The following is an 11,986-nucleotide window of genomic DNA, read 5'->3' as shown; positions in this document are numbered from 1 at the left end:
TTGGGGAGGTAGAACGGGCAGTGGGCGCAGGCGAGCCGGTGTGGGCATGTGGCGAAGAAGTCGTAGGTGCAGTACCCGTCGCCGAGGTCGTAGTACTTCCACGGCTGCTCGCCGCCGGTCGCGGCGCCGGACAGGATGGTCTCCCGGTCGATGAGTACCTGGATGGTGCGCACGTTGCGGGCGAAGTAGTCGGCCTTGCGGTAGGCGGCCGACAGTTTGCGTTGCAGGATCGCCGCGTAGTGCCGGGTGCTGGAGTAGTGCTTGTGCCCAACCATTCCTTCAAGTCGGCAAGGGACAGTGGTTCGGGTGCGTTGAGGAGTTGGGTGGCGATGGTGGCGCGGGCGCGGTGGCTGGTCAACGCGCCGCGGGAGTCGGACTCGGGGATGCCGGCCTTGCCGCACAGAGCGGGCAGGACGGTGTCGTTGACGTAGCCCTTGCCGATGAGCTGGGCGCGGTAGCAGAACAGGAACTCCCGCCGTTGTCCGGTCTTGCGGTCCTCCAGCAGCGGCTGGGCGGGACGGACGTGTTTCCAGGCGTTGATCAGCTGGCCGACGATCGGGTCAACGGGCTTGGTGAACGCCGGGGAGGTCTTGTTCTGCGGGACGTGCAACAGGCAGATCGGGTAGGTCTGGCCGGTGGACTCGTCGCGGCCCTGGTCCCAGCTGATGCAGTCCACTTCCAGGCGGCGGATCTCATCGACCCGACAGCCGGCGAACAGCCACACCCCGACCAGGGCACGGACCATCTCGATCGGATAGAACAAGCGTCGTGAACCGGCGGTCTCGCGGCTTGAGGGTGTGCCGTACTCCTTGACGTCCTCGACGTTGAGGGTCAGCCCGGCGGCCATCAGCTTGGCCCACGCCACGTCGTCGATGATCCTGGGGTTGGGTCCCATCTGTGCTCGCACCGACAACGGCAGGCTCAGTACCTGCCGTGGGTCGAACCTGGGCTTGATCCACTCCCACTCGATCAGATCGCAGAAGAACCCGCGCAGGCAGTCCATGCGCTGAGCCTTGCCGCCGGCGGACAGCGGCTGGCCCCACCGGGAACGGTTGCGGTTGTTGGGCGCCCACTGGCCATGCACGGCCGACAGCGTGTCCGCGACGTACTCCGCGGCCATGTCGCGGGTCCACAGTTCCGGCGAGATGGCGTCGGGGTGCACGCGGGAGATCTTCAGCAGCCCGCTGCGGCGCTGTCCGTGGGGGTACTCGGCGACCAGCGCCGCGGCCGAGTTCCCGAGCCGCTGAACGGCTGTCTTGGCGTCGATCTCCCGCCCCAGACCGGAAACCAGACACCGCCAACGTCGTCGCGCCGACAACCGTGGACACCCGCTGTACCGCGACGACGAGCAATACCGCGACATGATGCCCGACCTGTACCAGCAGGACCTCACCTTCCAGGAACGGGAACGCCGGGTCAGCGACTACATCGCCGGAGGTTTCAACGCCAACCCCGTGCCATGGATCGACCCGATGGATGTCGCGAAGTCCATCGCCTTCCACCTCAGCGACCGCGCCCGCTACATCACCGGCGAAGTCCTCGACGTCGCCGCAGGCGCCAACGCCAAGAACTCCAGTTGACCGCCAGGAGCTGTAGTCCCGCTGGTGGACCACGCTAAGGGCCACCGCCTGTTCTCGCGTCCCCGCGAGTGCCTCGTCTTCCTGGCCATGGACTTCGTCCTTGCCGCCCAAGGGCGAACGTTCGCCGACCGGGGCGTTTCACGCCAGCGCGGCGCCAGCGCGGCGCCAGCGCAATGTGGAGAATGGTCCACACAGGACCGGCTCGAGGGCGGCTTACCAACGTGGCTCTGTAAGCCAAGCTGGAAACGGTCGACCGACGTTGCGGTATCGCGGCGAAGATCGACGTCCGGTCTCGTTTCGACTGTCGCGGTGGATCATGGAGGCTAGAAGGCAATGCTCAAGAAGCTCGAAAAGCTAGGCGATCGTCTGCTCAGCTTGATGGTCCCCCACGCACGTGCCTCCGCTGAATGCCAGTGCACATACGTTGGGGATTGCGACGTCAGCCGCCTTCGGTGGTTTTGCTGCAGGTATACCCCGGCCGGCCAGAGTTGCTACTACGAGTGCAATTACCAAAACCCCTGTTGAGGTTGCTCGTCCGGGCATTCAACCACGTGCAATGTCACGCCGGCTATGTTGTCCGCTGACGGGTGTTCGACGGGTGAGTTTCTGTGTCGGCCGCTCTCGCTGGCTGTGGGGAGCGCCACTTGTGATCGATATGGATGAAGGGAGGTTCGAAAGCGATGCTCATGAAGCTCGAAATGCTCGGTGACCGTCTACTCAGCTTGATGGTCCCCCGTGCGCGCGCATCCGCTGACTGCTGGTGCGAGTACCTCAATAGGGTTTGCGACCGCACCCGCGATTGGTGGCTGTGCTACGGCGATCCGCCGGGAGCGATAGGCGGTAAGGAAGTGTGTTCCGCCTTCAACCCGTGTGGTTAGTAGTGATCATCAACGGTCGGGCGTGTAGTCCTGAGCACGGCAGCCTTGAGGTTGCTCGTCCGGGCATTCAACCGCGTGCAATGTCACCCCGGAGGATGTCGCCCGCTGGCCGGAGTTCGACGGGTGAGTTCCTGTTCTCAGTCGCTCTTGCTTGCTGTGGAGAGGGTCTGTGATGGATTACGTCGTGCTGGGTTGCCGCTGCATGATCGGGTTGGTGTTCCTCGCCTCGGTCGTCAGTAAGCTGCGCGGCCGGGAGTCCTACGCCCGATTCGTGGCGGCTACTGCCCGGCTGGGGCCTGGGTGGATTGTCGCCCGGGTCCCAGCCGGTGTGCTGGCCGGTGGTGTGATCGCTGCTGAGGCGGCGGTGCTGGTGCTGCTCGTGCTGCCCGGTACGGCGTGGGTGGGTTTCGTCCTCGCCGGCCTGCTGGCGTTGGTCTTTGCTGTGGCGGTGCTGGCCGCGCTGCGGCGCGGGGATCGCGCACCATGCCACTGCTTCGGGGCCTCGACTCGTCCGGTCGGTGGTGTGCATCTTGTTCGGAACGTTGTCCTGGGGGCTTCCGCTGGTCTCGGGTTGACCGTCGGTGCGGCCGCGGCCGGGCCGCTCGAGCCGGCCGGAGTCGTTGCTGCCGTGGTCGCCGGCGCTGTGGCCGCCGCCCTCGTGGTGACCGCCGACGACGTGGCCGAACTGTTCCGGTCCGTCGTACCTCTCAATGGTCACCATGCCACGAAGGGATCTCTGTGATGATGGCTGTTGTTGCCGCGCTGGCCATTCTTGCTCTCGCGGTTTGCCTGCTGAACCTGATACTGACGCTCGGTGTGGTCCGGCGGCTGCGCCAGCACACCGAGCTGATCTCGTCACTGTCGTCCGGTAGGCGGCCACACGCGATCCTCGCCGAAGGTAAGGCCGCCGGGCCGTTCGAGGTCGTGGCCACCACCGGTGAACCGGTGTCACGCGACCGGCTGTCCGGCCAGACGTTGGTCGGTGCCTTCACACCGCATTGCTCTGCGTGTAAGGAGAAGCTGCCCGCTTTCGTCGACTACGCGAAGGCCTTCCCCGGCGGACGCGACCAGGTGATCGCCGTCGTCCTGGCGGAAGAAGACGAGGCGGACACCTATCGCGAGCAGTTGGAGCCGGTCGCCCGCGTTGTCGTCGAGGCGCCGAGGGCTAATGTGATCCGGGCGGCGCTGGAGTTGGTTTCGTTTCCCGCGTTCGGTGTCCTCGACCAGTCCGGAACTGTGGTCAGCAGCGGCGTGGAGTTGAGCACATCGCCCGCTACCACCAGGGTGTGACCGCTGCTCGTGCGCGACAACGTGGGCAGGGCCAGGACCAGGGCCGGCACCGGGACTCAGACCGGAGCCATAGCCGGTGTAGCCAGGATCGTGCACGTCCTGGCTTTGGCATGGCGCGCCAGCCGATATCAGATCCTCGGCTACGGAACGCTGCAGCTGGCGGCGGCGGTGGTGCCGGTAGGGGTGGCGTGGCTGACCAAGCTCGCGCTGGACGCGATAGTGGAGCGATCGGTCAGCGTTTCCGCTCTGGCCTGGATAGGCGGCGGGCTCCTGGTCGCCGGGTTGGCGGCCGCCGTACTGCCCCTGGCGTCCGGCTACCTTCAGCAGGAACTCGAGCGTCGGATCGGCCTGACCGCCCAGGATCGGCTCTTCGCGGCCACCGAGCGGCTTCCCGGTCTGGCCAGGTTCGAAGACCCAGCGTTCCTGAACCGGTTGGAATTGGCCCAAGGAGCTGGTAGCAGCACACCGAGCATGGTGATTTTCGGCGTGCTGGCTATCTGCCGAGGCGCCATCACCATGGTCGGGTTTCTCGGCTCGCTCCTGGTGATCAGCCACTGGCTGGCGCTGGCGGTAACGCTTGCGGCCATCCCTGCGCTGATCGCTGAGCTACGTTTGTCCCGGCTTCGCGCTGCGATGATGTGGCGGATCAGCCCGATGGCGCGGCGGGAGTTCTTCTTCCAACGGCTGCTGAGCAGCGTGCAGGCGGCCAAGGAACTGCGTCTGTTCGGGACCGCCAGTTACTTTCGTGAGCTGATGATCGCGCAGCGACGGGACGCCGATACACAGCGGCGCCAGATCGACCAGCGCGACCTGGTCACCCAATCCGGCCTGGGATTGCTGACCGCCGGGATCGCCGGGGTCAGCCTGCTGTGGGCGCTTTTCACCGCCCGAGCCGGTGCGCTCTCGGCCGGCGACATACCGCTTCTCATCGCGTCCGTCGCGGGGGTCCAAGGCGCCGCCACATCCCTGGTGAGCGAGCTGACCCGGTCCCACCACAAACTGTTGCTCTTCGACCATTACCTCGCCATCACCTCCAGCGGCCCGGACCTGCCGGTGCCTGCCAATCCGCGTCCAACTCCGCCGTTGCGTAGCGGTATCGAGGTTCGCGGGGTGTGGTTCCGCTACTCACAGGAGCATCCCTGGGCGCTGCGGGATGTGAACCTCACGATCCCCTACGGCCGGTCCGTAGGCCTGGTGGGCCGCAACGGCGCCGGGAAGAGCACGCTGGTGAAGCTGCTGTGCCGGTTCTACGACCCCGAGCGCGGCGCGATCCTCTGGGACGGAGTGGATCTGCGGGACATGGATCCGGCCGAACTGCGATGGCGGATCGCCGTGGTGTTCCAGGACTATATGGAGTACGACCTGACAGCAGCCGACAACATCGGCCTCGGCGACCTGAACAACCGGGGCACGGACCGCGTGCAGGCCGCGGCACGCAGAGCCGGCATTCACGACACGCTGGCCGCACTCCCCCGCGGCTACGACACGCTGCTGTCACGCCTGTTCTCCTCAGCGAAGGATCGCGGACCCGACGACACCGACCCCGACGTTGGGGTCGCCCTATCCGGCGGACAGTGGCAGCGGATGGCGCTGGCCCGCGCACTCCTACGTGAGCAGCGGGACCTGCTCATCCTCGATGAACCCAGCTCCGGCCTGGACGCCGAGGCCGAGCACGAGATCCACACCCGGCTACGACAACACCGCGCGGATCGGACCAGCGTGCTGATCTCACACCGGCTGGCAGCCGTCCGCGACGCAGACCTGCTCGTCGTACTCGACCAGGGACAAATCGTCGAACAAGGCACCCACGCAGAGTTGATGGCGAGAGACGGCCGCTACGCCCAACTATTCACGCTGCAGGCAAACGGCTACCAACCCGACCCCGCCCCCGACACGGTCCCCGACCGTGCCCTGGACACGGCGCTATGAGGCGGACCGCCATCGCCGCAGCGACCATGCTCGCCGGCACCACCGCGCTCATCACCTGGCTCCGCCGCCGCTTCGTCGTGATCCACGTGGACGGCCCAAGCATGCAACCCACGCTCCGTGCAGGCGACCGCGTCCTGATACGACGACGGCAGCTGCGGCACATCCGGGCCGGCGATATCGTCGTCCTACAAAACCCCAAAAGCCACCAGACAAGCCATCACCCGGCGGCCGCCGCGCGTGAAAGCCGGGACCTGTCCGGCCACCCCTGGATCATCAAACGAGCGGCAGCCGTACCCGGCGACCCAGTACCCATATCCGTGGCCGCCACCGTGTCCGCCGCCGCCGGCACCCCCGTGCCCGACGGCTGCCTGATCGTCATGGGAGACAACCCCGCCAAAAGCTTCGACTCCCGCCACTACGGCTACCTTTCCGGAAACTGCCTGATAGGCGTCGTCGTACGCCCCCTACAGCCTTCGGACAAAGCACACCGGCAACGCCACACCCCAAGAACAACGGCCAGCCTTCAATAGAAGCGCGATGCCCTCCACCGGATACAACCAATGGCCCCGCTGGAGCGACCAAACGCTGGTCGATGGTCGTGGCACTCAGCCGGTTCGGCACCTTCGGCAATCTGGCCGCGACCACCTCTGCCGCCGAGGACAACTACCCCAGCGCGCCCACGTTCAGCTTCCACTGCGCGACCTACCGCAGTGACTACCTCGACTTCGTAGGCAAGGAGATCCCCTTCCGCGTGTTACGCGTCACGGAGGCGCCTTAATGGATCGATACGCGGGTTTCCGCGAGTTCGTCGCGGCTCGCGGGTAGACTCTGACCCGCTCGGCATTTCTGTTGACCGGCGATCAGCACCTGGCCGAGGATTTGCTGCAGAATGTTCTGGTTCGGGTTGTCGGGCGGTGGGACTGTTTGGTGTCCCACGGCATCCCGAGAGTTATATCCGCACGTCCCTTCATCGTGAATACGTCTCGTGGCTGCGCCGCAAACGCAACTCGGAAATCCGGCCGAGAGGCTACCTGAGCGCGCGCTGCGACTGACTTCGCCGATATGACTGAGCTGCGCCTCTGCCTGGACGGCGCACCCGGCAAGCTCCCCCCGGCGGCAGCGGACGGTGGTCGTCCGGCGGTTCTACGAGGATCTCAGCGAAGCCGACACCGCGCGAGTCCTCGGTTACTCAGTCGGAACGGTCAAGAGCCAGACGCACCGGGCGCTTGTCCGCATGCGGACGGTCGCACCGGAACCTCTGCGATCAGCGCCGAGAGGGAGTGACATGCCTCCACGAGGCTACTACCATCTCGTAATATCTGGTTTCGGTGTATCTACCTTCGTGACATCCGACTATTGCGACAACGGAGCATCCGGCATGCACACAGCCTCGCGGACGATGCGATCCAGATCTGTCTTGATGATCATCGCGCTGGCACTGGTGGGCCCTGCGTTGTCCACCGTGCCGGCTGGGGCCGAGCCATCGCCGGATCCGCGCGCGAACGCGTCGGTGAGTCCTCGGCTCGCGCCGGCCGCCCAGGAGTCGGCCGAGACGAGCACGATCACCGGGCGGGTGATCGATGGGTCGGGTGCTCCGATCGAGGGCGCGAGCGTGCACGGGTCGCGAGCGGATGTGTTCACGACCTCGGCCGCCGACGGAACGTTCAGGCTCGAGGAGGTTCCCGAGGACAGCGCGTTGGTGGTGGCCGCGAAGGAGGGCTTCGCCTTCACCTCGGTGGCGCGTGGTGACGGTGAGGCAGTCACCCTGAAGCTGAAGCGGGACACCAAACCGGCCCGGGCAGAGTACCCGCGGCCAGATTCCGACCGGCGTCCGTTCACCGATGATGCCTGGCTGGCCCTTGACGGGACCTGGTCGTTCGACTTCGATCCCCGCAATGTCGGTGAGGCGGAGCACTGGTTCGACCCGGCTCACCAATACAGCAAGGCGATCCGGGTGCCGTTCGGCTATCAGTCTCTGGCCGCGTGGGGCGAGGAGCAGTTGGCGACCAACGAGATCTTCCGGAGCGCGTTCTCCACCTACCGGGGCGCAGTCTGGTATCGGCGCTCGTTCACCGTGCCGACTGACTTCGCCGGCCACGGTGTCCGACTGCGGATCGGTGCGGCCGACTACGGTGCCGCCGTCTGGCTTGACGGGAAGGCCGTGTTGCCTTACTCGGGCGACGGCTACACCGAGATCACCACCGACCTCGGCCGGCTGAAGCCGGGCGCCACCCACACCGTCGCGATCCGGGTCGTGGCGCCGGCGACCACTCCGGAATCGCCGTATCCGGCAGGAAAGCAGACCGGTCCCCCGGCGGGCGACGCGACGGGCTGGTTCACCGATATCGGCGGTATCTGGCAGCCGGTGTGGATCGAACCGGTGAACGAGGCGCGGCTGATCACCACGCTCGTCACGCCCGAGCTCAGCTTCGACGGTGACGATCGGACTCCCAGCCGCGCCACGGCAAGGATCAACGTCTCGGCTGTGGGCGCGGACAAGGCAACGGTACGGATCAAGGGCCCGGACGGCACCGCGGTCGGCTCCGTCGAGGTTCCGCTCGCCGACGGTAAGGGTGAGGCCACCTTCACGATCGAAGAGCCCAGGCTCTGGGAGCCGGCAGATCCTGCCCTGTATACGGCAGACTTCCGGCTCGGTGACGATGACGGGGTACGAACTACGTTCGGGTTACGCAAGGTCGAGCGCAAGTGGGCCCCTGGCCACACCGGCGAGTATCAGTATGTCTATCTGAACAATCGGCCGATCTATGTCCGCGGCGTGCTCGACCAGGCATACAACCCCTGGGGCGTGTACAGCTACACCGGCGTGACGGCAGGGCCCGATCTCGAGTCCGGGACCGAGGCCGACCCGGGCCGCGGATCGATGCTGCGGGACCTGAAAGAGGCCAAGCGCCTCGGATTCAACGTGGTGCGGACTCACGTCAAGATCAACGACCCGACGTACTACCACTTGGCCGACAAGCTTGGCCTGATGATCTGGTACGACTTCCCCAACGCGGGCTGGTATTCCCTGGGCGAGAAAGCGGAGCAGCTGTTCGAGGAACTGCTGCGGAACACGCTGGAACGTGACAACAACCATCCGTCCATCGTCTTCTGGTCGCTGTTCAACGAATCTTGGGGGATCAACGAACAGCCTTGGGGCCAGCCGATCCCGCCCGAGGCCTTCCCGTACGTCAAGAACATGGTCGCGATCACCCGCTCGACCGATCCGAGCCGGCTGGTCGTCGACAACTCGGCCTGCTGCCTGAACGGCCACCTCGACACCGACCTGAACGACTTCCACTACTACCTGTCCACCTACGACGAGTGGAAAGGGCTGCTGGACGCGATCGACCCACTGATCAAGTCAGGATCCGACTGGAACTTCAACGACGGCGCGCAGAGCGGCCAGCCGTGGCTGAACTCCGAGTTCGGCATCAACCAGGGCCAGTTCCCGCACACCACCAGCCTGTTCCGCGGCTACCCCAAGTTGAACGGATACGTCGGCGTGCAGCTGGCCGAGATCGAGCAGGAAGTAACCAGCCAGATCACCTTCGACCGGCAACCGAACCAACCACCGTTCGTCGATCACACTGGCAAGCCGCGAGACATCGACCTGTTCCAGGACGACGACGCGGTGTCACTGATGGGGCCGTCGACCCGGACCCTCAACCCCGGCGAAACGATCGTGACCCCGGTCCGGCTGAGCCACTTCAGCGACCACGATCTTTCGAACGCCCAGCTGCGCTGGAAGATCGGCGGCTACGACGACCACGGCCGCTGGATGGCCGACGCCGGCGGTGGCGCCCGCCCCGTGGACCCGGAGAGGTACACGGTGACCGACGCCGGAACGATCTCGATCCAGGCGCCGGCGAGTCTCCGGGTCGGCTACCTCTGGGTCTGGCTCGAGGCCGGCGGACGCACGATCGCCGAGAACTACCTCACGTACGACACACCGGGGCCGGCGAACGAGGCCGCGTTCGCGCCGAGTAAGCCCGCCGAACGATCGTGGACCGGCGGCGCGGAGGCCTTCACCGCCGGCGGCTCGGACTGGGTCACCGGTCGTGGGCGCGGCTATTTCGAGTACGAGGTGAAGGTGCCGGATGAGGTTCGGAACGGCACCGTCAAGGTGGCGACTCTGGTGGCGGAGGTCGCCTCTGCCCAGGCAGAGGGGTGGTACGACGCGATCCACGTCACCGGCGCACGCCGGTTTCCGGCCAACCTGACCGTGTCGGTCAACGGTGCCGAGCTCCCGGCGGTCCTGCTCCCCGATGATCCCAACGGGCCGATGGCGCTCGCCGGGCGCCGACGCGGCCCCATCCCCGGCGACTACGGCAACCGGTACGGCTACCGCGTCGCGGTGCCGATCACCGCGAAGGCGTTGGGGAACGCCGATACCGCGACGCTGCGGTTCTCCTCGGACGGCGGAGGGCTGTCGATCTTCGGCGCCCGGTCCGGCCGGTACGGCATCCCACCCCGGCTGGTCGCCGGGAACGTTCGAGTGCCTGATGACCGTCCTGACTTCACCGCGGCCGACACCAGACTCTCGGTCTACCAGGCGGCGGCATCGATTTCGCCGGCCTCGGGGACCGGGCGGGTCATGGTCTCCGTCGTCAACGACACGGCGAAGGCGACCAAGGACGTGTCGGTCCGGTTGACCGCGCCGACCGGATGGACAGTGACGCCGGTCGGCAACACCCGGCTCGACTCGCTCGCACCAGGGGCAGCCCGGCACGTCGCCTTCGACATCGCCACCGACACAGCAGTCTCTCCGGGCGACACCGTAGCCTTCACGGCGACCGCCTCGTGGGCCGGGCGCGCCACTCAGGTGATCTCTGGTTCGGTGGTCGGATTCGACCCGGCGGCCTACTCGAAGCGCGGCGTCGACGACAACTTCGACATCGACAGCAGCGCCGCCTACTCGATCTACCAGCCATCGTCCAGTGAGGCCGTGCCGGACCTGACCTTCGGAGATGGCAAACTGCGGTCCGATGGGCCGGGTGCGTACTTCGGTCTGGTCGCCCACGAGTCGGGCCCGGCGACCCCGAAGGCAGTGGTGATCGTGGATCCGGAGAAATGGGCCGGCACCGGCCAGGGCCAGGATGCCATGTTCGCCGGGCTGGTCAAGGACGAACGCAACTACGTCATGGCGTGGACTGGCGTCAACGGTCAGCACGGCATCGACGTGGTGATCGACGGAAGTCTGTCCAACGCCTGCTGCTGGTGGACCGAACCCTTCGAAGCCGGCGACAGGTGGGCCTTCGCGCTCGACGGGAACGAGATCACCGTCTGGGCCGATCGCGGGCTCGGCTGGACCCAGATCAGCAGCGGCACGACCCAGGGACGGGTCGACTTCACCAAGCCAGAGGCGCTGGCCGGCTGGCACTACGCCGTCGGCCTACGCGGAAACGCCGGGGTTCAGGCGGTCGGACGGCTGGAAGGACGTAGTATGCCTTAGCTGATCCCTGCTCGGTGGAGGGTCAACCGGGCGGATTGTCCTCGGTGGCGAGCAGTTGAGATCCTTCGGCTTCAACGGCGAGCACGAGTTTGCGCAGGAGCGTCGACAGCTGTGAGCGCTCGGATCGGTTGAGGGCCGAGAGTAGGGCTTTCTCCGCGTCGATGTTGACCCCGATGGACTCGTCCAGAGCGGCATGGGCCTTGTCGGTCAGCTCGATCAGCAGTCGGCGGCGGTCAGAGGGATCGTGCAGTCGAGCCACGTAGCCCGCGTCCTCGAGGCGGTCGAGTCGGCTGGTCAGCGTCGCAGGGTGGATGTCGGCGCGTTCGGCGATCAGGGTCGGAGTGCCACGGTACGGGGCGCCGAGCGCGCGCAGGTTCCAGATGATGTCGTACTCGAAGCTCTTCAAGCCGTGCGCGGCGACGGTGCTGGCCCGCAGGTGGTGCATGCGCCGGACGAGAACCTGCATCCGAACGACCACGCCCTCGACGACCGGGTCGAGTCCGGGTACCTCGCGTTTCCACAGCGCGATGTGGCGGTCGATGGAGTCCCTGCTGCTCATGGCAGGGATTCTATGACGCCAGCTCAAACGCCTGGGATCTGGACAGAGATATTATGATCTCGTAATCTATTGATTCGTGATATCTCGATTGGCGCTGCTCGACGGTACGCGGGAGCGGCGGGTATCGCCCGGCAGCGTCGGCACATCGTGCGCGAAGTACCAGGAGCCATGCTCCTTCTTGCACGACTGCCTCGCCTTCCCAGAGCGTGCCGGACGTCTTTCTCCGCGCATCGAAGAAACGCGTGCCGGACGATCAGTGGACCGAATGGCAGACTGGCGTGCGTTCTGTACGACC

General features: G+C 66.2%; 9 protein-coding genes and 1 pseudogene. 8 read left to right on the top strand and 2 right to left on the bottom strand.

The genetic code is table 11. The features are described from left to right. Positions 1-1,318: tyrosine-type recombinase/integrase (locus ACYVF6_RS46165; protein ID WP_460533616.1), on the bottom strand; the 1,318-nt coding region annotated here is incomplete at its 3' end. Between the two features lie 43 nt (positions 1,319-1,361). Between ACYVF6_RS46165 and ACYVF6_RS46160 the strand changes: the two genes are divergently transcribed. The 8 genes and pseudogenes from ACYVF6_RS46160 to ACYVF6_RS46125 all read left to right on the top strand — a co-directional run bounded on the left by ACYVF6_RS46160 (position 1,362) and on the right by ACYVF6_RS46125 (position 11,132). Beyond that, positions 1,362-1,580 (top strand): hypothetical protein, encoded by a 219-nt coding sequence (locus ACYVF6_RS46160; protein WP_460533613.1) that lies wholly within the window; start codon positions 1,362-1,364, stop codon positions 1,578-1,580. Positions 1,581-2,630: 1,050 nt separating this feature from the next. Continuing rightward, on the top strand, positions 2,631-3,200 hold the full coding sequence (locus ACYVF6_RS46155; RefSeq protein ID WP_460533646.1) for a DoxX family protein: 570 nt from the start codon (positions 2,631-2,633) through the stop codon (positions 3,198-3,200). Beyond that, the gene (locus tag ACYVF6_RS46150; RefSeq protein ID WP_460533610.1) at positions 3,200-3,748 is read left to right on the top strand and encodes a redoxin domain-containing protein; all 549 of its coding nucleotides are present in this window, start codon (positions 3,200-3,202) and stop codon (positions 3,746-3,748) included. The genes ACYVF6_RS46155 and ACYVF6_RS46150 overlap by 1 nt, the downstream gene beginning before the upstream one ends. A gap of 9 nt (positions 3,749-3,757) precedes the next feature. Continuing rightward, a complete protein-coding gene (locus tag ACYVF6_RS46145; RefSeq protein WP_460533607.1) occupies positions 3,758-5,677 on the top strand; it encodes an ABC transporter ATP-binding protein in 1,920 nt (639 codons plus the stop codon). Continuing rightward, positions 5,674-6,207: a S26 family signal peptidase gene (locus ACYVF6_RS46140; RefSeq protein ID WP_460533603.1), complete on the top strand. Its 534-nt coding sequence runs from the start codon at positions 5,674-5,676 to the stop codon at positions 6,205-6,207. Before ACYVF6_RS46145 ends, ACYVF6_RS46140 begins: the two co-directional genes overlap by 4 nt. Next, the gene (locus tag ACYVF6_RS46135) at positions 6,114-6,455 is read left to right on the top strand and encodes a DUF929 family protein (RefSeq protein WP_460533643.1); all 342 of its coding nucleotides are present in this window, start codon (positions 6,114-6,116) and stop codon (positions 6,453-6,455) included. The genes ACYVF6_RS46140 and ACYVF6_RS46135 overlap by 94 nt, the downstream gene beginning before the upstream one ends. Positions 6,456-6,803: 348 nt before the next feature. Then, positions 6,804-6,857: pseudogene (locus ACYVF6_RS46130) on the top strand (hypothetical protein); the annotation flags it as partial. A 240-nt stretch (positions 6,858-7,097) separates the two neighbouring features. Next, on the top strand, positions 7,098-11,132 hold the full coding sequence (locus tag ACYVF6_RS46125; protein ID WP_460533640.1) for a glycoside hydrolase family 2 TIM barrel-domain containing protein: 4,035 nt from the start codon (positions 7,098-7,100) through the stop codon (positions 11,130-11,132). 22 nt (positions 11,133-11,154) lie between these two features. Here ACYVF6_RS46125 and ACYVF6_RS46120 read toward each other — a convergent pair whose 3' ends face one another. Further along, on the bottom strand, positions 11,155-11,691 hold the full coding sequence (locus ACYVF6_RS46120; protein WP_460533600.1) for a MarR family winged helix-turn-helix transcriptional regulator: 537 nt from the start codon (positions 11,689-11,691) through the stop codon (positions 11,155-11,157). Positions 11,692-11,986: the final 295 nt, after the last annotated feature.

It is taken from the genome of Flindersiella endophytica (genome assembly GCF_054779015.1).
This window is presented reverse-complemented; position numbering and strand designations above follow the sequence as displayed.

What these genes read in the sequence shown, in the direction of transcription:
- ACYVF6_RS46160 (WP_460533613.1), top strand. Translation starts at nt 1,362, where the DNA reads ATGATGCCCGACCTGTACCAGCAGGACCTCACCTTCCAGGAACGGGAA.
- ACYVF6_RS46155 (WP_460533646.1), top strand. Translation starts at nt 2,631, where the DNA reads ATGGATTACGTCGTGCTGGGTTGCCGCTGCATGATCGGGTTGGTGTTC.
- ACYVF6_RS46150 (WP_460533610.1), top strand. Translation starts at nt 3,200, where the DNA reads ATGATGGCTGTTGTTGCCGCGCTGGCCATTCTTGCTCTCGCGGTTTGC.
- ACYVF6_RS46140 (WP_460533603.1), top strand. Translation starts at nt 5,674, where the DNA reads ATGAGGCGGACCGCCATCGCCGCAGCGACCATGCTCGCCGGCACCACC.
- ACYVF6_RS46125 (WP_460533640.1), top strand. Translation starts at nt 7,098, where the DNA reads ATGATCATCGCGCTGGCACTGGTGGGCCCTGCGTTGTCCACCGTGCCG.
- ACYVF6_RS46120 (WP_460533600.1), bottom strand. Translation starts at nt 11,691, where the DNA reads ATGAGCAGCAGGGACTCCATCGACCGCCACATCGCGCTGTGGAAACGC.